At 65.1% G+C, this 21,681-nt stretch carries 21 protein-coding genes and 1 pseudogene; 11 read left to right on the top strand and 11 right to left on the bottom strand.

Annotated features, from left to right (window positions below; translation table 11 throughout):
- Nucleotides 1–26: 26 nt before the first annotated feature.
- The gene (locus VGM71_RS08080) at nt 27–419 is read right to left on the bottom strand and encodes a hypothetical protein (RefSeq protein WP_331543809.1); all 393 of its coding nucleotides are present in this window, start codon (nt 417–419) and stop codon (nt 27–29) included.
- A 449-nt stretch (nt 420–868) separates the two neighbouring features.
- Between VGM71_RS08080 and VGM71_RS08075 the strand changes: the two genes are divergently transcribed.
- From VGM71_RS08075 to msrB, 5 genes are all read left to right on the top strand, one after another.
- A complete protein-coding gene (locus VGM71_RS08075; protein ID WP_331543807.1) occupies nt 869–2,143 on the top strand; it encodes a carbohydrate porin in 1,275 nt (424 codons plus the stop codon).
- A 118-nt stretch (nt 2,144–2,261) separates the two neighbouring features.
- On the top strand, nt 2,262–2,966 hold the full coding sequence (locus tag VGM71_RS08070; RefSeq protein WP_331543805.1) for an HAD family hydrolase: 705 nt from the start codon (nt 2,262–2,264) through the stop codon (nt 2,964–2,966).
- A gap of 63 nt (nt 2,967–3,029) precedes the next feature.
- Complete coding sequence (locus tag VGM71_RS08065) at nt 3,030–3,977, top strand: YihY/virulence factor BrkB family protein (protein ID WP_331543803.1); 948 nt, start codon at nt 3,030–3,032, stop codon at nt 3,975–3,977.
- Nucleotides 3,974–4,321, top strand: coding sequence for a glycine zipper 2TM domain-containing protein (locus VGM71_RS08060; protein WP_331543801.1), 348 nt, complete (start codon nt 3,974–3,976; stop codon nt 4,319–4,321). Before VGM71_RS08065 ends, VGM71_RS08060 begins: the two co-directional genes overlap by 4 nt.
- A gap of 113 nt (nt 4,322–4,434) precedes the next feature.
- Nucleotides 4,435–5,022 (top strand): peptide-methionine (R)-S-oxide reductase MsrB, encoded by a 588-nt coding sequence (gene msrB, locus VGM71_RS08055; RefSeq protein WP_331543799.1) that lies wholly within the window; start codon nt 4,435–4,437, stop codon nt 5,020–5,022.
- Between the two features lie 59 nt (nt 5,023–5,081).
- Here msrB and VGM71_RS08050 read toward each other — a convergent pair whose 3' ends face one another.
- Entirely contained in the window at nt 5,082–7,421 is a 2,340-nt protein-coding gene (locus VGM71_RS08050) for a S9 family peptidase (protein ID WP_331543797.1), read from the bottom strand.
- A gap of 104 nt (nt 7,422–7,525) precedes the next feature.
- The gene (locus VGM71_RS08045; protein ID WP_331543795.1) at nt 7,526–8,338 is read right to left on the bottom strand and encodes an SDR family oxidoreductase; all 813 of its coding nucleotides are present in this window, start codon (nt 8,336–8,338) and stop codon (nt 7,526–7,528) included.
- Nucleotides 8,339–8,511: 173 nt separating this feature from the next.
- On the opposite strand from VGM71_RS08045, the gene VGM71_RS08040 reads away from it, so the two are divergent.
- The 5 genes and pseudogenes from VGM71_RS08040 (at nt 8,512) to trpC (ending at nt 11,879) form a co-directional block, all read left to right on the top strand.
- Entirely contained in the window at nt 8,512–8,973 is a 462-nt protein-coding gene (locus VGM71_RS08040; RefSeq protein ID WP_331543793.1) for a PA2169 family four-helix-bundle protein, read from the top strand.
- A gap of 43 nt (nt 8,974–9,016) precedes the next feature.
- Nucleotides 9,017–9,179 (top strand): annotated as a pseudogene (locus VGM71_RS08035) (IS30 family transposase); the annotation flags it as partial.
- Between the two features lie 146 nt (nt 9,180–9,325).
- Entirely contained in the window at nt 9,326–10,378 is a 1,053-nt protein-coding gene (locus VGM71_RS08030; protein ID WP_331543790.1) for a class I SAM-dependent methyltransferase, read from the top strand.
- A 121-nt stretch (nt 10,379–10,499) separates the two neighbouring features.
- Nucleotides 10,500–10,736, top strand: a complete 237-nt coding sequence (locus VGM71_RS08025) for a diguanylate cyclase (RefSeq protein ID WP_331543788.1) — start codon at nt 10,500–10,502, stop codon at nt 10,734–10,736.
- Between the two features lie 318 nt (nt 10,737–11,054).
- Nucleotides 11,055–11,879 (top strand): indole-3-glycerol phosphate synthase TrpC, encoded by an 825-nt coding sequence (gene trpC / locus VGM71_RS08020; RefSeq protein WP_331543786.1) that lies wholly within the window; start codon nt 11,055–11,057, stop codon nt 11,877–11,879.
- A gap of 171 nt (nt 11,880–12,050) precedes the next feature.
- Here trpC and ssb read toward each other — a convergent pair whose 3' ends face one another.
- The 5 genes from ssb to VGM71_RS07995 all read right to left on the bottom strand — a co-directional run bounded on the left by ssb (nt 12,051) and on the right by VGM71_RS07995 (nt 17,104).
- Nucleotides 12,051–12,644 carry a single-stranded DNA-binding protein gene (gene ssb, locus VGM71_RS08015; RefSeq protein ID WP_331543783.1) on the bottom strand — a complete coding sequence of 198 codons (594 nt, stop codon included), beginning with the start codon at nt 12,642–12,644 and terminating at the stop codon, nt 12,051–12,053.
- Nucleotides 12,645–12,796: 152 nt separating this feature from the next.
- The gene (locus VGM71_RS08010; RefSeq protein ID WP_331543781.1) at nt 12,797–13,291 is read right to left on the bottom strand and encodes a fimbrial protein; all 495 of its coding nucleotides are present in this window, start codon (nt 13,289–13,291) and stop codon (nt 12,797–12,799) included.
- Nucleotides 13,288–15,672, bottom strand: a complete 2,385-nt coding sequence (locus VGM71_RS08005) for a fimbria/pilus outer membrane usher protein (RefSeq protein ID WP_331543779.1) — start codon at nt 15,670–15,672, stop codon at nt 13,288–13,290. Before VGM71_RS08005 ends, VGM71_RS08010 begins: the two co-directional genes overlap by 4 nt.
- Before the next feature lie 10 nt (nt 15,673–15,682).
- The gene (locus VGM71_RS08000; protein WP_331543777.1) at nt 15,683–16,420 is read right to left on the bottom strand and encodes a fimbrial biogenesis chaperone; all 738 of its coding nucleotides are present in this window, start codon (nt 16,418–16,420) and stop codon (nt 15,683–15,685) included.
- Between the two features lie 72 nt (nt 16,421–16,492).
- Nucleotides 16,493–17,104, bottom strand: a complete 612-nt coding sequence (locus VGM71_RS07995; protein WP_331543775.1) for a fimbrial protein — start codon at nt 17,102–17,104, stop codon at nt 16,493–16,495.
- Nucleotides 17,105–17,314: 210 nt separating this feature from the next.
- Between VGM71_RS07995 and VGM71_RS07990 the strand changes: the two genes are divergently transcribed.
- On the top strand, nt 17,315–18,313 hold the full coding sequence (locus VGM71_RS07990; protein ID WP_331543773.1) for a polyprenyl synthetase family protein: 999 nt from the start codon (nt 17,315–17,317) through the stop codon (nt 18,311–18,313).
- 75 nt (nt 18,314–18,388) lie between these two features.
- Here the strand turns inward: VGM71_RS07990 and VGM71_RS07985 are convergent, their stop codons facing one another.
- The 3 genes from VGM71_RS07985 to ubiH all read right to left on the bottom strand — a co-directional run bounded on the left by VGM71_RS07985 (nt 18,389) and on the right by ubiH (nt 21,673).
- Nucleotides 18,389–19,177: a dienelactone hydrolase family protein gene (locus tag VGM71_RS07985; protein ID WP_331543771.1), complete on the bottom strand. Its 789-nt coding sequence runs from the start codon at nt 19,175–19,177 to the stop codon at nt 18,389–18,391.
- 79 nt (nt 19,178–19,256) lie between these two features.
- Nucleotides 19,257–20,468: a UbiH/UbiF/VisC/COQ6 family ubiquinone biosynthesis hydroxylase gene (locus VGM71_RS07980; protein WP_331543769.1), complete on the bottom strand. Its 1,212-nt coding sequence runs from the start codon at nt 20,466–20,468 to the stop codon at nt 19,257–19,259.
- Nucleotides 20,465–21,673 (bottom strand): 2-octaprenyl-6-methoxyphenyl hydroxylase, encoded by a 1,209-nt coding sequence (gene ubiH, locus VGM71_RS07975; RefSeq protein WP_331543766.1) that lies wholly within the window; start codon nt 21,671–21,673, stop codon nt 20,465–20,467. Before ubiH ends, VGM71_RS07980 begins: the two co-directional genes overlap by 4 nt.
- Nucleotides 21,674–21,681: the final 8 nt, after the last annotated feature.

The following is a 21,681-nucleotide window of genomic DNA, read 5'->3' as shown; positions in this document are numbered from 1 at the left end:
CTCCTGCATGAGGCTGGCCTTGAACATCAGGGATGACGGACGGCGTTGAAAAGTTTCTTCAGGCCTCCGGAGAACATCGCCCAGCCGATGCACACGCCGGCCAGCGCGCCCACGAACTCGAAGAACACTCGCAGGCCGATCGCATCCGGGTCGTGCACGGCCGCGAGCTTCAGCTTCAGCAGGGTCAGCGATTGCAAGGGCGCCGTGTTGAAGTAGAAGAGGTCCCACAGGTCCTGGCCAGCCGAGAGCACCACGGCGAAGGCATAGGCGACCCCCAGTTCCTTGCCATGGCTCCATCCGCTGTTTTTTGCGAAGGCACGCAACAGCCCGTAGACGACGATGCCCACGACCAGGGCGATGGCGCCTGTTTCCAGGGCGCCCACCATGCCGTAGCCCGTCCAGCTGCGATCGTATGGCATGCGAAAACTCTTAAGGGGACCGGACGCGCATTATGCCCGGCTGGTGACCGCTTCGGGAGCCGGATAGCCCAGGGCGCCGCGGTTGGCTGGCAGCCGAGTCCGGACTGTCGCGGTAAGCCCTTTCAATCAACGCCGACGCAAGTTCGGCAAAGTCGTCGTGCTCTTCACGCGCGATGAACGCCTTTGCGCGTGAAACTTGAGTGGTTTCTCATGCGACAAAATGTCCTTGTACCGCGCTGCGTGACCACCGACGCGAAGACAGCGTCGTAAGTTCGCCATGGGCCGTTATTAGTACGACAAACCACTATGATGCTGCGGTTGTATGCACGAACAACATGGTGCATTGCAACTTGGATAATCAAAAACGACATATCAAAAAACGTAACATATTGTCTTCAGGGAGAAGATACATGCGTAATCCATTTATCAGGCGCCCTCTTGCAGTAGCCATGTTTGCCTGCGCCGCATTCAGCGCGAGTTTCGCCCACGCAGACGATGCGTCCGGTAGCAAATATCTGTTCGGCGACTGGAACGGCGCCCGCACACGCCTCGCCGACGAGGGTGTGACGTTCGACTTCGGTTACGGCTTCGAAGCCGCGCACAACTATTCGGGCGGCGATCGCCGCATCACACGCTATACCGACCAGTGGAAGTTTGGGACCGCGCTGGATCTGGACAAGCTGTGGGGATGGCACGGCGCCACCTTCAAGCTGATCGTCACCGACCGCAACGGACGCGACATCGGCGCCGACGCGAACATCGGCAACAACCAGCTTATCCAGGAAGTGTACGGCCGCGGCCAGACCTGGCACTTGACGATGTTCCAGCTGGAGCAGAAGTTCTTCAACGACCGGCTCAGCTGGAAGATCGGCCGCATGCCTGTCGGCGAGGACATCAATAACTTCTCGTGCGACTTCATGAACCTGAGTTTCTGCGGTGCGCAGCCGGGCAACATCGTCGGCGACTACTGGGTCAACTGGCCCACCAGTCTCTGGGCCACGGTGCTCAAACTGAACACGACAAACGACACCTTCGTGCAGATCGCCGCCTACCAGGTGAATCCGAAGTACGTCGATGATTCCTACGCGCGCCGTCGCGGCCTTGACCTGGACTTCCCCAGCGGCACCACGGGTGCGCTGATCCCGCTGGAATTCGGCTGGAAGCCGGCGATCGGCGGCTTGCCGGGTTCGTATCGCGCGGGCGTCTGGTACAACACGTCCAAGGGCAACGACCTTTACCTCAACCAGGATCGCCAGCCACTCGCGACCGCAGGCGGCGAGCCGCTGCAGCGCAGTTCGCGCAAGGGCGCCTGGATCACTTTCCAGCAGCAGGTATCCGGCGAAGCAGGCGGTAGGGGAACCACCGTGTTCCTCAATATCACGTCTGCGGACCATGCAACCTCGCCCACCAACAACCAGATCGCACTGGGCATGGAATACAAGGGTATCTTCGGCCGTCCGAACGACTTCGTGGGCGCCGCCATCGCGGGTACCCACGCCAGCGGCTACGCGGCGAAGAACCAGCGCCTGTTCAATGCGACGCATCCCGGTGAGGAAGGCATCATCAACGACGGTTACGAGAAGGTGGCCGAGGTGTTCTACAGCTGGTCACCGATCGCTTCGATCGCCATTCGCCCGAACCTGCAGTACATCAAGGATCCTGGCGGCAGCAAGCAGACCGACAACGCGTTCGTGCTGGGGCTGAAGACCAGCATCGCGTTCTGAGGCGGCGGCTCTCCGCCATGTAGGAGCGCGCCTTGCGCGCGACAGCTTTTCGCGCCAGTCTTGGGATTTTCCGCCAACGGCGTCGCGCGCATGGCGCGCTCCTACAGGATTCCACCTCATGATCGACCTTGTCGGCTTCGATGGCGACGACACGCTCTGGCGTAGCCAGGAGTTCTATGACCAGGCCCAGGAGACGTTCGAAGCCATCCTGGGTCGTTACGTGGACCTGGGTAGCCAGGGCCTGCGGGATGCCCTGCTCGCCACCGAACGCGGCAACATCGCGCTGTTCGGCTACGGCGCGAAGGGCATGGCGCTATCCATGATCGAATCGGCCATCGACCTGACCGATGGCCGCATCGAGGCGCACGATATCCACCGCATCGTCCGCCTGTGCAAGGACGTGCTTTCCCATCCGGTCGAGCTCCTGCCGGGTATCCGCGACGCGGTGACGGCGGTCGCGGCCACGCATCGCGTCGTGCTCATCACGAAGGGCGACCTTTTCCATCAGGAATACAAGGTCGCGCGCAGCGGCCTTGCCGGCATCTTCCATCGCATCGAGATCGTGTCGGAGAAGGATCCGGCCGCCTATGCACGGCTCTTCGCCGAATTCGACGTGGCGCCGGACCGCTTCGCCATGGTCGGCAACTCCCTGAAGTCGGATATCGCGCCGGTGGTGGAACTCGGTGGCTGGGGCGTGTATATGCCTTACCACAGCACGTGGGCGCATGAACTTATCGGCGATTTCGCGATGGGCGAGCGGGTGGTCGAGGTAGCCGGCGCGGATGGCATTCCTGACGCCATCGCCCGGATGCACATGGCCTGAGTCCACGTTTCTTTCGCGCCGCTGCCATGAAGCTGGCGCGGCATGCACCACGGAGGCGGGATCGTGGATTCGAGGTTGGCAATGGCCTGGCGAGTGGTCAAGATCACCGCGAAAGGCTTCAGCGACGACGAGCTGATGACCCGGGCCGCGGCACTGGCCTTCTACTCGGCGCTTTCCTTCGCACCCCTGCTGGTCCTCCTGCTCTGGATCGTCGCCTCGCTTCGTCCGGAGTGGCAGGCGCAACTGGTGGACAGCCTGAACGGACTGGTGGGGCCCCGGGCCTCCGAGGCCGTGCGACTGGTCATCCAGAATGCCAGGGAGCGCCCCAGCGTGGGCAGCATGGCCGGCGTGATCGGTCTCGGCGTCACCCTCGTGGGCGCCTCCGCCGTCTTCGCCCAGCTACAAGGTGCGTTGAACCGGGTATGGAGCCTGCAGCCTCGTCCCGGCTCCACCAAGGGCGCGATCCTCGGCTGGCTGCGCGCCCGCATGCATGCCCTGGGCCTGCTGCTCTCGCTGGCCTTCCTGCTGGTCACGTCCTTCTCCGCCAGCGCACTCATCGCCGTCTTCGTGCGTGGGGGCACCACGGGCTGGCAGGTCCTCGAGATCGCTATCTCGCTGTGCGTCTTCGTCCTGATCTTCGGCGCCATCTACAAGGTGCTGCCGGACGCCATCATCGAATGGCGCGACGCGATGATCGGCGCCGCGCTCACCGCCCTGCTCTTCGCCATCGGCAAGTTCGCCATCGCCGTTTACCTCGACCGCAGCAACGTTGGCGGCCCTTACGGCCCGGCGGGCGGCGTGGTCGTGCTGCTGGTCTGGGTCTATTACTCCGCACTGATCCTGTTGCTGGGCGCCGAGTTGACCGAGGCCGTCGCAGGGGTCCGCGGCACGCCAATTAAACCGCGGCCGTACGCCATGTCGACGCGACCCGCCATGGATCCCGGGATTGACCCGTCCATCACGAGGCCGGAGGTATCCCTGAAGGCCACCGAGAAGGAGGACCCGACATGAAGAGCCCACTGCTCGCCGTCGCCGCGATCGCCCTCGCCAGCACGGCCGCCATCAACACGCCGCCGGCCGAAGCGCAGGCCCGGCGGAGCCAGCACCAGGTCTGCGAGGACGTGGAGGTCAAGCAGATCAACTCGAAGGACGACAATCGCCTGATCGGCACGGGCGTGGGAGCCGTCGCGGGTGGCCTCATCGGTCACCAGGTCGGCGGGGGCAAGGGCAAGACCCTGGCCACGGTCGCAGGCGCCGTTGGCGGCGGTTATGCAGGAAACCGCATCCAGAAAAGCCATCAGGACAAAAACGCCAGCTATAACACCGAGCGCCGCTGCCACTGGGTGGACGACTGATGACACCCCGGGTGTAATCCCGATAGCCGTGCCCCGGTCTTAGAAGGGGTCAGAGTCACCCGAGGGATCCGACTCCCGGTGATTCTGGCCCCTTTCTCACCTCCGGAGGCAATATGCGCAACGATCCCGACCGCCGGCGTTTCCTGGGCGTGCTGGCCGCCACGGTGGCCGCGGCCGCTTCCCTGCCCTTCATCCTGCGCACCACGCGGCCCGCGGCGGCCGCCGACGTGCCGCCGCCGAAACGCGGCGACGTCACCCTTGATTGCTTCGGCAACGACAAGAAGTCGCTAGGCACCTGCGTGAAGCCGCGCGTGGTCCTTACCGACGACGAGTGGAAGGCACGATTAGGCACCAAGTCCTATTACGTCACGCGGCACGACGGTACCGAGCCCCCCTATACGGGTGAGGGCTGGGATCGCCACGAGAACGGCATCTATCGCTGTATCGGCTGCGACACCGCGCTCTACGACTCGGCGACGAAGTTCGATTCGGGAACGGGCTGGCCGAGCTTCTGGCAGTCGATCTCGAAGCGCAACGTCACGGAGAAGACCGACAGCAGCCTCCTCGAGGAGCGGACGGCGGTGAACTGCGCGCGCTGCGATGCGCACCTCGGCCATGTCTTCGACGATGGCCCGGACCCTACCGGACTGCGCTACTGCATGAACGCAGCGGCGATGCGATTCGTGCCGGTGACGGCATAGAAAAGGTTCTTGGCGCATGGCGAAAAAAAACCCCGCTCGCGAGAGCGGGGTTTTTTTCATCAATGACCCGGGGGAGTCATCGACGTCAGTTCGAATTCCTTCGGCGGGGTCTCGTCCCTGAGGTAGCGCACGAAGTAATCCCAGCGACGACGCGTCATGTACGGCGTGGCGGTGCCGTAGCCGTGGTGGGCGTTCGGGATCAGCACCAGGTCGAAGTCCTTGTTCGCCTTGATCAGCGCGTCGACCACTAGCAAGGTCTCGTACGGCGGAACGTTATCGTCCGACGTACCGTGGGCCAGCATCAGGTGGCCCTTCAGGCCCGACACCCACTTCTGGTTCGCCTGGTCGTCGTAATTCGACTTGCCATCCTTGCCCATGACCAGGAGACCCTGCCACTTCTCGGCCCAGTCGTCTTCGTAGTTGCGGTTATCGTGATTGCCCGACTCGGAGATACCGACCTTGAAGACGTCGGCATAACGGAACATCGCGGTCGCCGTGGCGTTGCCGCCGCCGGAGTGGCCCCAGATACCCACGCGATCGCCATCCAGCCACGCGTACTTCTTCACCAGCTGCTTCACTGCCGTGACCTGGTCGGGCAGCGTGTTGTCGCCGATGTTCTTGAAATACGCGTCATGGAAGGCCTTGGAACGCCACGGCGTACCCATGCCGTCCACCGCGACGACGACAAAGCCCAGTTCGGCCAGCGCCTGGTTGTCGCCATGCGACGGGACGAAGCTGCGCGTGCGCACCGACCCGGTCTGCGGACCCGGATAGATGTAGACCACGAGCGGATACTTCTTCGACGGGTCGAAGTTCGTGGGCTTGAACATCTGGCCGTAAAGGTCGGTCTTGCCGTCGCGCGCCTTCACCGTGAACGCGGTCGGCGGCACCCAGCCCTTGGCCTTGAGCCGCGAGATGTCGGCGCGGGCGATTTCCTTCACCGTGGCGCCGGTGTCGGCGCGGCGCACCACGGCCACCGGCGGCGTGTCGATCGTCGAATACGAATCGAAGAAGTACGTGCCGTCTTTCGACATGGACACACTGTGATCGGCATTCTCCGGCGTGAGCAGGGTCAGGCCCCTGCCATCGAAGCCCACCTTGTAGAACTTCTGGTAGTACGGATCGACGCCCTTCTCGCGACCGACGCCACGGAACCAGATCGTCTTCGTCTTCGGGTCGACGTGGAGCACCTGGGTGACGTTCCAGTCGCCCTGGGTGACCTGGTGCTCGAGCTTGCCGGTCTTCAGGCTATACATGTACAGGTGGCCCCAGTTGCTCCGCTCGGAGAACCAGATCACCTCATCGGTCTCGGGCACGTACTGCCAGTTGGCCTTGTCGTTGCCGCCTTCGAAATAGGTCTTTGCCTTCTCGTCGAAAACCGTGCGCACCTCGCCGGTTTCCGGGTTTGCGAGACGGAGCCACTCCTGTGTGTGATCACGCGCGGTCGACACGAAGGCGATGCTCTTGCCATCGGCGGCCCAGCGCACGTCGTCCCAAACGCCGGGGCTGCATGAGACGTCGTCGCAAATCGTCGAGCGATGCTGGTCGGCCGGCATCTTGAAGCGGACGAGCTTCTTCGTCGGCACGTCGATCACGACGCGCTCGATCATCGTCACGTCCTTGTCGCCCGGCAGCGGGTACTTCCACGTGCTCACGTTCGGGTGCCCGACATTGACGCTGACCGTGGTCATCTCGCCGGTCTTGCGCTGATCCTGCTGGAACGTGGCGATCTTCTTCGAATCCGGCGACCAGACAAGGATCGCCTCGTCGGTGTGCTTCCAGCCGGCGTTATCGGTGGCGTAACCGTAGTCCTTCACGCCATCGGTAGTGAGCCGGGTTTCGGCACCCGTGGCGACATCTCGGACCCACAGGTTCCAGTCACGGATGAAGGCCTCGGACTTGCCGTCCGGCGACTTCATGCCCGGCTCGCTGCCGTAGTCCTTGCCGTTGGCATCCTTCTTCACCGCGGCGAGTTCGCACTTGCCGATGGCCTTGTCGCACACGTAATCCTTGCCGCCGGAGGTGATGTCCAGGCCGTCGTCGGGCCTCACGACGAAACCGGTGACGGGAAGCTTGCCCGCGTCCACCTTCTTGCCGGTAGCCGACGAGAGCGCGGCGGCGACCTTGTCGCGATCGAAGGCGCGGGTGGCCGTGCCGGTGGCGGCGTCCACCTTCAGGAACTGATCGCCGTCCTTGTCGTGGTCGCGATACCAGAAATGGCCGTCGTCGATCCAGGTGACGCGCTGGACCGAGTGGTCCACGAGCGGCATGGTGTTGTTGGCGAGGAACGAGGCCGCGCGGTTGTAATCGTCGGTGGTCACCGCCGCGGCTGCGGCGGAAGCCCCGATCAGGGCGAGAAGGACGGCGCCGGTAAGCGCCGCGTTACGTTTGGTCGACATCGATGGTCCCCGTGACGGCAGGGCGGCGCGGGAGGCACCGCAAACCGGACGAGGCTAGCCCCAGGCGCCGGATCAGGCGTATGCCAAAGGTCACGGGTAACGGATTACCCGCGGTGCGGCCCCGTACGGAACCGTCGGCCTTGCCGTTGCACCATCTTCAGGGCCCATGCGTCCGGCAGCAGCTTGAACATCGTCTTGATGGCCTGGTTGACCCGGCCGTTCACGTAGACAGCCTTGCCGGCATCCACCGCGTCGAGCCCCTGCCGTGCGACGGTAGGCGCATCCATCCACATGAAACCGGGCATTTTCGAGACGAGTTCGCGCGAACCGGTGACGTCGTGGAATTCGGAACGGGTGAATCCCGGGCACACCGCCGTTGCATGCACGCCGGTGCCGTCACACTCGAGCGCAAGAGATTGCGAGAACTTGATGAGGTAAGCCTTGGATGCTGCGTACAAGGTGTTCCCCGCCGAGCCGGGAAGATGACCCGCAAGCGACGCGATATTCAGGATCCGGCCGTAGCCGCGCGCCTTCATGGCTGGCAGCAGGCGCCAGGCCAGTTCGGTGGGCGCTGTCATGAGGACCTGAATGAATGCCGCGTGGGTCTCCCACGGCTGGTCCTCCAGGTAACCGGGCACGCCGTAACCGGCGTTGTTCACCAGCACGTCGATAGACAAGCCCTGCGCTTCCAGCGCCGTCACCAGAGCCTCCGGCCCGTCAGCCCTCGCAAGGTCCAGCGGGGCGACGATCGCTTCGATGGCATGGCGCTCGCGCAACTCCTTCGCCAATACCTCAAGGCGATCGGCGCGACGTGCCGTGAGGACGACATCGTGGCCGCGACGGGCAAGCTCACGGGCGAAAGCTTCGCCGATACCGGCGGATGCACCGGTGACCAGCGCGCGGCGGTTGGATGCCATGGGACCACTCCGTAACTTTAGCGTGAGACGAGAGTATGCCCCCGCCTCGCCTGAATGAACGAACCGGATTTGTAGTGGCCGCCGAGACGCGGTCTTCACGGCCCTGTGCACGCCCCGGCCGCGAAGCTGGTGTTCCCAAGACGACTCCCCATGAGTCACAAGGAGCCACGACGATGAGCACGAGCACCGACCACGACATCAAGGTCCTGAACACCCTGATCGAAACGACGATCGACAGCGCCGAGGGCTATGGCGAGGCCGCGAAGGATGCGGAAAACACCCGCTACGCCGCCCTCTTCCAGCAGCGCGCAGCGGAGCGCCGTCAGGTAGCGCAGCGTCTGCGGCAGCAGGTGAGCGCGCTGGGCGGGAAGCCCGAGGATGACGGCAGCGTCCTCGCGAAAGCGCACCGCATGTTCGTCGAACTGCGGGCGAAGATGAGTTCGAAGGACGACACGGCGGTCGTCGACGAAGTCGAACGCGGCGAAGACCACATCAAGCACAAGTACGAGGATGCGCTGAAGGACAACGAGGTGACGGCGGGTACGCGCTCGGCGATCAACGAGGCGTATGTGTCGGTGAAGACGGGACACGACCAGATGCGCGACCTGAAGCACTCCTTGCACGACAACCATTGATCGCGATGGCAACACTAAGAGGTATCTGAAGCTCGATCGTGCGCTAGTCGAACGCACCAGCGGATTCGTCGTCCTTGCCAAGATGACCCGTGCCAGTGCTTCCGATGCGCTGGAAGGCTTCAGCAAGGCGCTTGAGCGTATCTCTGAAGCGCTGCGCAAGAGTGTATTTCGCCGACCCGCATAGTCCATGGCAACGGGTTTCGCACGCCGTTGCAGGTCTACACCGAGCTCCGCCAACTAAGCGAGACCGATCGGGCTACGACGCACTGACCGTGTTGCGCGTGGACCTTGAAACCACCAAGGTAAGCTCGTAGTGTTCACCTCTTCCCCAGGCTGTAGAGCACGCTTAATAATGTCCGTCAACAAAGAAAAACTCGATGCATTTCTCGGCAAGGCCATCGCCGATCTCGGTGCCGCAAACAGCGCGGCGCTTGTGCTGCTCGGTGACGAGCTCGGCCTCTACAAGGCGCTCGCAAAGGAATCCCTGACACCCGCCGAGCTGGGAGCGCGCACTGGCACCCACGAGCGCTACATGCGCGAATGGTTGGGTAACCAGGCGGCCGGCGGTTATGTCGATTTCGATGCGGCGTCGGGCAAATACAGACTCAACGATGAACAGGCGGCGTGCCTTGCCGACCCCGCTGGCCCGGTCGACCTGCCCGGCGCGTATGAGGTTGTGCTTGCCCTCTTCCATGCCTACCCACGTGTGCGCGACAACTTTCGAAGCGGTGGCGGCATGGAGTGGGGCGAACACCATCCGTGCCTTTTCCACGGTACGGAGCGCTTCTTCCGTGCCGGTTACAACGCTCATCTGCTGGACGAGTGGCTCCCTTCGCTCGATGGTGTGGTGGAAAAGCTCGGCCGTGGCGGCAAGGTTGCCGACATCGGTTGCGGCCACGGCGTCAGCACGATGCTCATGGCCAAGGCGTTTCCCGCCTCGCAGTTTGTCGGCTACGATTATCACGGACCGTCGATCGAGGTCGCCCGTGAGCGGGCGAAAGAGGCGGACTTGAAGAACGTCACGTTCGAGCAGGCGGATGCCACGAGCTACAAGGAACGCGATTTCGACCTTATCGCCTTCTTCGATTGCCTACACGACATGGCCGATCCCGACGGCGCCGCGCGCCATGCCCGAAGTGCACTGAAGGATGATGGCACTTGCATGATCGTGGAGCCTTATGCTGGCGACAGCACGGCGGATAATCTCAATCCGGTGGGCCGCGTGTACTACGCGGCATCGTCGATGATCTGTGTCCCGGTGTCGCTCGCACGCAATGGGCCGGCACTAGGTGCGCAGGCCGGTGAGGCCCGCCTGCGGAACGTGATCGTCGATGCCGGCGGCTTCCACCGCCTCCGTCGTGCGGCGGAAACCCCCTTCAACATGGTGCTGGAAGCACGGCCTTAGAGGCACCAACAACATCGAAAGAAGCGTTCGTTAGGACGCTACCGGCTGGAACTCGCTGCGCGGGCTTTTCGGCTGCGCTTGGGCTTCTCCTCTATTTCCCGAGCACAGCCAGCGGTCCCTGGTGAACCTGAAGCCGACCCGGGACATCTTCGCCACGCGTTTCCTGGGCATAGTGATTACGCTGCTGATGACGGTCATGTCGCTGATCCCCTGCGACGTCGACCACTTCAAACGGGTCAATGACACCTACGGACACCTGGCCGGTGACAAGGTCCTCGTCCAGCTGGCCCGACACGCGGTGCGTGGCGCCGACAACCTTCCGGGGTTTGGTGGGTACTCACCTGCATACGCCTTGTAATTTAACCAGACAATAACGGGCATGAACACACCATCACTGAGCTGGTGCTGGCGGAATTTCAGTCTGCGCCCAATGCACGCACCGGTAAGATCCATGAGGCTTTGGTCCGTCACCTGTACGCCTTCCTCCGTGAGGTCGAACCATCGGAAGCGGAGGGCTGGCGGGGATCGATTTCCTCACCGCGCCGCCTCAGCACCTGATCCCTCGTTCGCCCAGCTGAGGACGCGCGCGCCAGGCCCCCCAGGCCCCCCAGGCCACCGCTGACAACGATCCGTAGTCGGCCGACTCCCCACGTACCCAACCACAGAGATCTTCTGCATGTCTGACATTCTTCAGCGCATCCTTGCACGGAAAAAAGAAGAGATTCGCGACCGTACCCAGGCGGTATCCCTCGCGCAACTCACAGCGCGAGGTGCCGATCAGGCGCCGACCAGAGGTTTTGCAACGGCCATCCGCGCGCAGATCGCGAGCGGGAAGCCCGCCGTGATCGCCGAGCTCAAGAAGGCCAGCCCGAGCAAGGGCCTCATTCGGGAACACTTCGATCCGATCCAGATAGCGCGCAGCTATGAGGCGGCCGGCGCGACGTGTCTGTCGGTGCTCACCGATGCGTCCTTCTTCCAAGGCCATGAGGACTATCTTCGCCAGGCCCATGACGCCTGCTCCTTGCCAATCCTGCGCAAGGACTTCATCGTAGATGTCTACCAGGTCTATGAGGCGCGCGCGATCGGCGCCGATTGCATCCTGCTCATCGTTGCCGCCTTCGCCGATGGCGCCGGTGGCTATGATGTGGGGCGAATGACCGAACTTGCGCAGTGCGCCAAGGCGCTGACCCTGGATGTCCTGGTGGAGGTCCATGATGCGGCCGAGTTGGACGCTGCTTCGGCGCTTCCGGTGACGATGATCGGGGTAAACAATCGCGATCTTCGTACGTTCGAGACGTCCTTGGATACCTCCCTGGCACTGATGGGCGCCATTGGCGCAGACACGACGATGATCTCCGAATCGGGCATCCACACCGTCGAGGACGTGCGTAGGCTGCGCGATGCAGGCATTCATGGCTTTCTGGTGGGTGAGGCTTTCATGCGTGCCCCCGATCCGGGCCACGCCTTGCGCCAGCTGTTCTTTGCGCCCCCAGCGAGCTAGCTGTCTTGCGATTCACCGAACAGCCATGACCCAGCGTCCCCCAACGTCGACGACAACCTAAGCCGTCATCCGCGCGCTACTACGAAATTGTCCAGTCTTGAAAAAGAAAAAGCCCCCGACAAATCGGGGGCTTGTAAGTCAAAACCGTACGAAGACGGTCTAAGGTATGTCCTAAAAAGGAATATCGTCGTCGTCGAAGCCTTCGTTGGCCGGCGGCGCCGAACGCTGCGGCGCGTTGCCGCCGCGCTGCTGGTCGTGATCGTCGCCGCCGCGCGAGCCACCCGCGTAGCCGCTGCGCTGCTGGCCGCCACCGCTGTTCCAGTTGCCGCCACCACCGCCGCCACCCTGGCCGCCGCCTGCGGCGCCGCGCGACTGCTGCGGACGACTGCCGCCCTGGCCGCCGGCGAAACCGCCGCCCTCACCGCCACCCTGGCCCCCGAGCATCTGCATCTCGTTGGCGATGATGTCGGTGGAATACCGTTCGACGCCATCCTTGTCGGTGTACTTGTCCGTGCGCAGCGAGCCCTCGATATAAACCTGGCGGCCCTTCTTCAGGTATTCGCCCGCGATCTCGGCGAGCTTGCCGAACAGCTTCACCCGGTGCCACTCCGTGCGTTCCTGTTTCTCGCCGCTCTGCTTATCGGTCCAGGCTTCGGAGGTGGCGATGCGCAAGGAAGTGATCGCCGTGCCGCTGCCGGTGTAGCGGGTTTCCGGATCCGCGCCGAGGTTGCCGACGATGATGACCTTGTTGATGCCGCGTGCCATGGATTTACCTCGTATGCGTGTACCCGCCCATCATAGCGAGCCGGCGCGGGATGCGCGGGCGGGTTGTGACCGGATAGTTTCGTCGAAGGCCGGGCGGCTGGCAAACCATCTCGCGCCGATCGGGCCCGACGGGCCGCGTAGGTCCGCAGCCTTCATTCCCAGAGAATCTGGATCTGGGCCGTGGCGCCCGCGGTGCCGGGCTGCAGTGCGCCGACACGGACATAGCGGGCTTCAAATCCCAGTTCGGGGTGGCCGCCATCCCAGGTGAAGTCCACCGGGGTCGTACCATCGGGCGGCAGGGCTTGCCCGCCCGCCGATCGCATCTCGATGGCGACGCCCCGCGCTTCACCGACGGCTGCGAGGTAACGGGGGTCGCCCGCGTGGGGAGTGGCGCGAAGGGTGACGGACGCGCGGGTCGCCCCGATGCAGTCCATCCCCGTGAAACGGGAGCGATGCCACGGGCTGGCGGAGCCCACCGAGCCGAGCTCCCCGGCCGGCACCGAACCAAGATCGATGCGAATGCGCTCGGCGACGAGCCCACAGGACGGCGTGATGGCTCCCTGAACCTGGAATTCGAGGTGGTCATCGCCTCGGGCGTCGAGGCATGCCATGACACAGGCCACGGCAACTACTTTCGTTCTGTTCATTCACATACTCCTGTAAGCCGCGGATCGCCGGCGGCGGTGGGCGTACCTGCCTGAAGGTGCAGGACGCACTGGCTGGCCGCATCGCCCGACCAGCGCACCGTCCACTGGCCGCTGGTCAGTTCCGTGCGCAGGAAGATCCGCCCTCCCTGGCCCACGAGACCCACCGAACGGTCCTCGATGTCCAGGACCTCGGCGCCGAACGGCAGAGGACGTCCGTCCGAAAGCCGTCCGGTCACCAGCACGGTCTTCGCCAGTTCGGTCTCGAATGTCACGGAAACGACGGCCCCAGCCGTGGGTGCCACCCGGCGATGGGTGGATACGAAGCCGACATCGAGGGAGGTACCCGCCGGGTCGAGGTCGATGGCGTTCCAGCGGTAAGGCGTCAGATAAGGTACGACCGCATAACCGCGCCGGTCGATCCTCACGTCCGTGCCTCCCGTGACCCCAGCACCTTGCGCGCCGCGGGCCTGGACGAGCGCGACCGCGTCACCCAGCCGCTGGGCCGGCGTGACGCCCCCGCGGTGGAAGACCAGACCGCCCGATGCCGACAGAGAGGCGGCCCGCGTCGATGGCGAGCTCTCGATCGTCGCGATGACTTCGCCACCGGCCAGGCGCCGGGAAAGCGATGCGTCGATGCGGTTCCCTTGCCCGCTGTCCCGCCCCACCGCCACCCCGTACTGGGCGTCCATCGTTTCTCCGGCGCTTCCATGGATACCCAGGCGCGCGCCCGATGCGTGCCCGGCGCCGTGAACTGTCGCGTGCAGGTTCGCAGCGGACGCAGGCGTGCCCAACGGCATGGACATACTCAACTGCCCGGAAGTATCCCTGTACCTGCCGGAGGCCTCGCCGCGCAGCGACCGCCTCAGCGCGACGTCCATGTTGAGGCTACCCCACCCACAGGCCCACGACATCGCCTGCTCCAGGGTGCCGCCCCGCCCACGGCCGACGTGCGAGGCATTCACGGCCAGGATGCCCCGCCTGCCGAGGTCTTTCTGCACGAGCACGTCGATGCGTCGCATGGAACGTGACCGGGAAGCATCGTCGCGCCCCTGCGCAACACCGAGCGACACCAGGGTTCCGCCGGCCCACTGCCTGCCGTGTCGCATGCGCCAGAGCACGCTACGCCCGCCTCCCGGCAAGCGGGAGCGGGTGACGTCCGCCGAGAAGGCTCCTGCAAGCGTCGCCAACGCTCCGCCCACGAGCAACGACGCACTTCCGCGCGACAGGCGGCCGCCGGCATAAACCGTTGCGTCGCCAGGAAATCCGTGCCGCCAGCTCGCCTGGACGATACCCGGGGAGCGCCCGCTGGCGACGACTCCGCGCCCGGCATTGAGCGCGTACGCCGTGCGGCCCTCGCGCAGGAGTTCGGGTACCGGAAAGTACGGCACGCGGAATGTCCGGTGTTTGCCGTGTTCCTCGATGTCGACCTCGATGTCGCCCCCGCGTCCTGCCGCATACAAATCGTCCACGTCGAAAGGGCCCGGCGGTACGGCGAGTTCGCGCAGCAGGACGCCATTCTGCGTGATCCGGACGATGGCATGGCTGGCCGCGATGCCTTTCACCCGCGGCGCATATCCACCCAATGCATCGGAGGCCATGCGCGCATCGCTGGCGAGCGAAACGCCGCGTAGCCGGACAGGCGCGAACATGTCGTCCGCCAGTGGAAAGGCACCGGCACGCAGTTGGGCGCGCCATCCGGCCACGGGCCGTTCGACATAGGCATGGCGATGGCTGTATCGCCTTCCCGCCCAGGAACCGGCGTGACGAAACCGCCACGCTCCGGCATTGATGCCGGCGTCGGCGCCGACATTCGCCGAGGTGTCGCGGCGCTGCGAGGAGGCCGCGTGGCGCAGGCTCGCGCGCCACGCTAGCAGGGCCGCCGTTACGCCATGGTCCCACTGCGCCGGCGGCACGACACCCGGGCGTTGGCGCGACATGGCGGCTTGCGGCACCTCGATGTCAAGGCGCTGTTCGCTCACGTTGAATCGCGTCGCCGCCGAAGCCATGCGCCGATCCAGGGGAAGACACGGGTCATCGTCCACGGACAACGCGGCGGCCGGATCGAGCCCATACGTGAGGAGCTCGTCGTGCGCGATGCAAGGAGAGGCGTCGGCACGATCTTCCCAGGCCTTGAACCGGACCGGCCTGCGCGCCTGCCATTCTCCGTTCATCCAGACGTCGACGTCGTAGTGTCCGGGCAGCACCGGATTGCCGCGCGCAAAGCGCGACATATCGAGGGCCGCTGCGTCGTCGGCCTGGAGGAAGGCGGAATCGAAGACGACCGCGGCATCCTGGGCCTGGGCGAAGCTGGCCGTCATCAGCCACCCCCCGAGTGCACGGCACGCGACCCGTCCCGCGGCACCCTCGAACGGCATGGGCATGCGATCGGGCTCACGGTTCGACGGCCGCGGAGCCGGGAATGGCGGCGCCGAAATCGTTGATGGTCACGAAGTCCACCTTCATGTCGCGCAGGCGGCTTGCGGCATCGGGAAGGGAAAAACGCGCGGATGCGCCGGGGCCGACCATGCCTCCCCCGAGGGCGTGCGAACCACTCGCCGTCACGGCCGGCGAAACGCCGATCGCGTTGAAGGAGACGTGGTAGGGCGAAGCGTTGTCGACACGTAGTTGCGCCTTCCCGGCCTCGGCCTCGATGGACCAGCGCAGGCTTGGGACGGCACGTTCCGGCGGCATGGAAAGGCCCTTGGGCCGATGGAACAATTTGAGCCGGTGACGGAAGGCGAACTGCAGGATGTTCTTGCCTTCCGCATCGGACGGTTTAGGTGGAATCTCAAGAACGTTCAACCAGTAGAGTTTCTCCTTTTCCCTGGGCGTGTCGTCCCCGGCATGCACGATGCGCAGCGTGTGCGCCTGTCCCGGATCTATCCGGAAGACAGGTGGCGTGATCGCGAACGGCGCACGCGCCGTGGATGGCGAGGATGCTTCGTCGCCATCGTCGATCCACGCCTGGACCAGGGCCGGCTCTTTTCCCTTGTTCTCCACTTTCAGGGACACATCGCGCGCCGGCGCGGGAAAAACAACGCGCGTGCCGGCGATGACAACCGCGGCATGCGCTGCCGTGGCACATGCAAAAAAAATGGCGGCGCCCATTGCCGTTATGACTCGTAACATGATGACGGTTCCTTTGTCCCGGTTACCCATGACCGGCCGGGCGATACCCGGCCGGCGCGTCCCTGTCTGCCTTTATTCGTAGACGACCTGGAAGCCCACGCGCGAGTTCGCCGCTCCGGCTGTTAGAGCGCCAGAGCGGTAATAGCGCGCGATGAGATCGATCTGCCCCTTGTTGTCGGCTACGACGACCACCTTGGAATCTTCCGTGTAGAGATGGATGGGCGTGCCGTCGTCGTTGGCAATCTGGATCTGCACGCCGCCCGCCGTGTCGGCGCCGGCGTCGACATTAAGACGACCGGTGGCGCGATCGAGGGCCGGACTGGCCGGATCGAACCGCACCTTCACCTTCGTGTCGTTCGCGCATTCGGGATTGCCGCCGACCTGGATCGTGAACCCGCGGTCGCCGTAAGTCTGTCCGACCTCGCTGAGGGCCCCCGCACTGATGGTGTTCAGGGCGACCTCCTTCCTGGCACCGCCGCTGCCGGGTTGAAGGCCTTCGACGTTACAGGTGGTGGACGTGATCCTTCCGGTGATGTCGATAGTGCCGTCGTTCGCTGCCGAGGCGGTGGAGCCGGCGGCGAGAGTGGAAAAGAGCAGGCTCGTTGCAATGAATTTCTTGTGCATGGCGGCTTCCTTGAGCTGGATAGGCACGCCCTTGGCGGCGTGCACGACCAGTCTGGGCACGGATGAGCCGGTTCTTCGATACGTAAAATCTGAAAAATGTAACGAACACAGGCACTTTCGCGGGGATAGCCGCGAAGCAGGGACAGCGCATGCCGAAACCGCACGTAGGTGACCAGGCTGGCCGCGTCCTGAGGCCCGTCCGGGTCGACGCACCGATATAGCCTGCTCAGCCCGTATAATGTTCGCTGATACGTCGCACACGACCGGTCCATGTCCTCCATCGCTGCCCGCCCCTCCTCCCTCGATTTCGCTGGCGTTCGCGCGCTGGCGGCAGACGACATGAAGGAGGTCGATGCGCTCATCCGTCACCGTCTCTCCTCGGACGTGGTGCTCATCAATCGCATCGCCGACCACATCATCGCGGGCGGCGGAAAGCGCCTGCGGCCGATGCTCCATGTACTCGCAGCCCGGGCCGCGGGTTATGGCGGTACGGAGCACGCCAAGCTGGCGGCGATCATCGAGTTCATCCACACCTCTACCCTGCTTCACGACGACGTGGTGGACGAGTCGGACATGCGCCGCGGCCGGAAGACGGCGAATGCGCTGTGGGGAAACGCCGCGAGCGTGCTCGTGGGGGACTTCCTCTATTCACGCTCGTTCCAGCTGATGGTGGAACTGGACGACATGCGCATCATGCGCACCCTCGCCGATACCACCAACACCATCGCCGAAGGCGAGGTGCTGCAGCTGTTGAACATCGGTAACGCCGATGTCGACGAACACGCCTACCTGGCCGTGATCGAACGCAAAACCGCCGTGCTCTTCGCCGCCGCGACCGAACTGGGCGGCGTGCTCGGCGGACTGCCCGAGGCACAGGTAGCGGCCCTGCGCCACTACGGCATGGAACTGGGCTACGCCTTCCAGATTGCCGACGATCTGCTCGATTACGTCTCGGACGCCGAAACCCTGGGCAAGAACATTGGCGACGATCTGGCCGAAGGAAAGCCCACCCTGCCGCTGATCTACGCGATGCAGGCGGCGGACGCGGAGCAGCTGAAGTCCCTGCGCCATGCCATCGAACACGGCGGGCTCGATTCGCTGGACCGCATCGTTGCCGCGATCCGCGATTCCGGCGCGCTGGAACGCACGCACGAGAAAGCCGTGGCACATGCGACGGCGGCGCGCGATGCCCTTGCGGAACTGACGCCCTCGACCTTCCGCGACGCCCTCGTGGCGCTCGCCGATTATTCGGTCGAACGCCGCTTCTAATAGGCGCGGCGAGGGGGAACCTGCCTCGCCGCAGCGTCGCTCCGTTGGCTTCTCGCCGCTATAGCGGCTCCCGCATTACTTAGCGAACGCCTCGCTCAGCCACGCGTGCATCGCCGCATAGGCGCGATGCGCCACCTTGGCGTCGTAACGGCAGTTCCCCGTCGCCGCCGTCGCCTCTTTCTCGGTGAAGCAATGCACCGCACCGCCGAAAGCTTCCAGCGCCCAGTCGACCTTCGCGTCTCGCATTTCCGTCTCGAACGCCGCGCGCTGCGCCATCGGCACGCTCTCGTCGTCGGCACCGCTCAGGGCGAGCACGCTCGCGTGGATGTTGGAGGGGAGTTTCGTATCGGTGGACAGGATGCCGTGGAACGTGACCACGGCGGCGAGATTGGCGCCCTCTCGCGCCAGGTCGAGCACCGCCGAGCCGCCGAAACAGAAGCCGATGGCGCCGAGCTTCGTGGGATCGACCGGCGCGTTCTTCGCCTGCGCCTTCAGCTCGGCGAAGGCTCGCGATACGCGCTGACGCATGACCTTGCGATCGGCATATAACGGCTTTACCGCGGCGCCCGCCTCGCCTTCGTTCGACGGGCGCTTGTCGCCGCCATACATATCGGTGAGCAGGATGACGTACTCCTTGCCGGCGATCTCCTTCGCCTTGGCCACCGCCATGTCGTTCACGCCGAACCAGTTCGGCACCATGAGCAGGCCGGGCCGCTTGGTGGTGACGGCATCGTCGTACACCAGGAAGCTCTTATAGGTCACCCCGTTGTCGGTCCACTGCACGGGCTTGGCGACCATCGCCGCCGAGGCGGCACCCACGTGACCGAAAACGAGCAAGGACAGGACGAGCAACGAACGGCGCATCGGCGTGACTCCCTGGGAAAGTCCGCCAAGCATAGGCGCGTCCTGCGGGAGCCGCTATAGCGGTTCCCACACGATGGTTTCAGAGTCCCGCAGCGTGGCGGGCGATCCGGCGTTTCAGCGGACCGAAGGCATCCAGCAGGCGAACGCCGGCGCCACGGGCGGCGACGAGCGGCGCCGCCTGCCATGCGTAAATGCGTGCCAGGGCGTCGAACGACCAGGCATCGAGACCGTCCGCACTGCGCCGGCGGCGGGCGTAACGACGCAATACGTGGGAAGCGGCGATATCGCGTCCCGCATCGCGGGCATCGCGCAGGGTGTCGCGAAGTTCGACGACGTCCCGCAATCCCAGGTTCACGCCCTGCCCGGCCAATGGATGGACGGCGTGCGCTGCATCGCCGAGGAGCACGAGCCGGTCGGCCTCGTAACGATCGGCCAACTTCAAGCGCAACGGGAAGGCGGCGCGGCGAGTGACGGTACCGATGGGGCCAAGCCGGAAATCGCTGGCGACGCCGAGCGCCTCGCGAAAACCTTCGTCGTCCAGCGCAAGGACGCGGCGCGCCTCGGCATCCGGCAGCGACCACACGATTGAACTGCGCCCGTCGGCCAGGGGCAGCATCGCCAGCGGACCGCTCGGCAGGAATCGCTGCCAGGCCGTACGTTCGTGCGGTCGCGATGTGCCGACATGGGCCACCACGGCACGCTGCGCATAATCGCGCCCATGGGTGCCAATGCCCACCATGGCGCGCAACGGCGATTCCGCACCGTCGGCGGCGACGACGAGTCGCGCCGCGATCGCCTGGCCGTCGGCCAGCTCGATGTGGGCACGATCCTCGCGCTGAGACAGCCCCTTCACTTCCGCCGGAACGATGCGACGGACACCGGCGTCGTCCAGCGCGTGCCACAGGGACGCCTGCACAAGTGAATTCTCGACGATGTAACCGAGCACGTCGCGGCCTTCGTCGGCCGCGTCGAACCGGATCGTGGCACCACTTTCGGCGTCCCAGACCACCATCCGGTCGTAGCCGGACGCGCGGGCGGAACGAATGGCCGACCACACACCCAACTGGTCGAGCAGCCCGATCGATGACGGAGCGAGGCCGACGACCCGCAGGTCCACTTCTTCGGCCGCAGCCCATGGCGCGGGTTCGCGCGCGTCGACCAGGGCGACGGAAAATCCCTCGCTTGCGAGAGCCAGCGCGGCGGCGGCGCCAACCATGCCGCCGCCGACCACGGCAATGTCCAGAAGATTCCCCCGGCGGCGCGGCGAGGTGTCGCTCCAGGCGTCACTCATGGCGTCTTCTCCCGCACGGCGAGGGGAGCATGGGGACGAAAACCCATGCCGCGACGACTCAAGGCTTGCCGCAGCGGCGGCAAGCGGTCCAGCGCCAGCATCGCCAATGAGCGCAGCGGGCCGAGCAGGGGCTGGTCCATGCACGCGAGACGCACGAGGCCATGGCTCATGGCCATGGTGCCTTCGCGATCCGGCGTGCGGCGGCGCACGTATTCCGCAAGCATCGCCGGATCCCCGGGATCGGCGACCGACGTCACCAGCTCGGCAAGGGTGAGCGCATCGCGCAGACCGAGGTTGAAACCCTGCGCCCCGATCGGATGCACCGTTTGCGCCGCGTTGCCGACCAGCACCGCGCGGGAGGCCGTCAACGACTCGGCCGCGACACGGCGGATCGGATAAGGCACGCGCTTGCCCGGCCGGCCGAGGCGGCCAAGGCGCCAGCCAAAACGTTGCTGGACGAGAGCGGTGTACGCGGCATCGTCCATGGCCGCCACTTCGTCCGCCCGCTGGGCGGACACCGTCAGGATCGCGCCGACATGGCGTTCGGCGAGCGGAAGTACGGCAACAGGGCCCTCGTCGGTGAAACGCTCGAAGGCACGCCCTCGCGGATCGCGCTCCGGCAACATCGTCGTGACGAACAAGGCCTGTTCGTAATCGTGTTCGCGGGTACCGATCCCCAGCTGGGCACGCACGCCAGAGGTCGTGCCATCGGCGCCGACCAGCAGTGGCGTCGTCAGGCGACGTTGCTCCCCACCGGTCGCCACCGTCACCGACCACCCGCCGTTCACGGGCTCGATGCCTTCCACGCGCGCCGGCGCCAGGCGGACGAGGTGCCGGCAGGCTTCCAGTCGCCGCAACAGGGCGGCGCCGAGTTCACGTGCGGGCAGGGTCCAGCCGAGGGCGTCGACGCCTTCCGCCGCCGCATCCATCCGTACGCTTCCGAAGTCGCCGGCGCGGCTGGTATGGATGTGCAGGATCGGCGTGGCCCGCTGCCTGGCGAAATCCCATACGCCGATGGCATCCAGGCCGTTAACGGTCGCACGGGCCAGGGCCAGATTGCGCTCGTCGTAGCTGGGCTGCTGGTCGACACGCGGCACCGCGGCTTCGATCAGCACCGCCGGCAGGCCGGCAGCATCGAGTGCGATGGCAAGGCTGGCGCCCACCAGACCCCCGCCGACAATGATCATTGGGTTCGGCTGATTCATGCGCGAAT

This window comes from Luteibacter sp. (genome assembly GCF_036499525.1).
Taxonomy (GTDB): domain Bacteria; phylum Pseudomonadota; class Gammaproteobacteria; order Xanthomonadales; family Rhodanobacteraceae; genus Luteibacter.
This window is presented reverse-complemented; position numbering and strand designations above follow the sequence as displayed.

Excerpts from the sequence above, each read along its gene's own strand:
- VGM71_RS08080 (WP_331543809.1), bottom strand. The coding sequence starts at position 419 with ATGCCATACGATCGCAGCTGGACGGGCTACGGCATGGTGGGCGCCCTG.
- VGM71_RS08075 (WP_331543807.1), top strand. The coding sequence starts at position 869 with ATGTTTGCCTGCGCCGCATTCAGCGCGAGTTTCGCCCACGCAGACGAT.
- VGM71_RS08070 (WP_331543805.1), top strand. The coding sequence starts at position 2,262 with ATGATCGACCTTGTCGGCTTCGATGGCGACGACACGCTCTGGCGTAGC.
- VGM71_RS08060 (WP_331543801.1), top strand. The coding sequence starts at position 3,974 with ATGAAGAGCCCACTGCTCGCCGTCGCCGCGATCGCCCTCGCCAGCACG.
- msrB (WP_331543799.1), top strand. The coding sequence starts at position 4,435 with ATGCGCAACGATCCCGACCGCCGGCGTTTCCTGGGCGTGCTGGCCGCC.
- VGM71_RS08050 (WP_331543797.1), bottom strand. The coding sequence starts at position 7,421 with ATGTCGACCAAACGTAACGCGGCGCTTACCGGCGCCGTCCTTCTCGCC.
- VGM71_RS08045 (WP_331543795.1), bottom strand. The coding sequence starts at position 8,338 with ATGGCATCCAACCGCCGCGCGCTGGTCACCGGTGCATCCGCCGGTATC.
- VGM71_RS08040 (WP_331543793.1), top strand. The coding sequence starts at position 8,512 with ATGAGCACGAGCACCGACCACGACATCAAGGTCCTGAACACCCTGATC.
- VGM71_RS08030 (WP_331543790.1), top strand. The coding sequence starts at position 9,326 with ATGTCCGTCAACAAAGAAAAACTCGATGCATTTCTCGGCAAGGCCATC.
- trpC (WP_331543786.1), top strand. The coding sequence starts at position 11,055 with ATGTCTGACATTCTTCAGCGCATCCTTGCACGGAAAAAAGAAGAGATT.
- ssb (WP_331543783.1), bottom strand. The coding sequence starts at position 12,644 with ATGGCACGCGGCATCAACAAGGTCATCATCGTCGGCAACCTCGGCGCG.
- VGM71_RS08010 (WP_331543781.1), bottom strand. The coding sequence starts at position 13,291 with ATGAACAGAACGAAAGTAGTTGCCGTGGCCTGTGTCATGGCATGCCTC.
- VGM71_RS08005 (WP_331543779.1), bottom strand. The coding sequence starts at position 15,672 with ATGCCCATGCCGTTCGAGGGTGCCGCGGGACGGGTCGCGTGCCGTGCA.
- VGM71_RS08000 (WP_331543777.1), bottom strand. The coding sequence starts at position 16,420 with ATGTTACGAGTCATAACGGCAATGGGCGCCGCCATTTTTTTTGCATGT.
- VGM71_RS07990 (WP_331543773.1), top strand. The coding sequence starts at position 17,315 with ATGTCCTCCATCGCTGCCCGCCCCTCCTCCCTCGATTTCGCTGGCGTT.
- VGM71_RS07985 (WP_331543771.1), bottom strand. The coding sequence starts at position 19,177 with ATGCGCCGTTCGTTGCTCGTCCTGTCCTTGCTCGTTTTCGGTCACGTG.
- VGM71_RS07980 (WP_331543769.1), bottom strand. The coding sequence starts at position 20,468 with ATGAGTGACGCCTGGAGCGACACCTCGCCGCGCCGCCGGGGGAATCTT.
- ubiH (WP_331543766.1), bottom strand. The coding sequence starts at position 21,673 with ATGAATCAGCCGAACCCAATGATCATTGTCGGCGGGGGTCTGGTGGGC.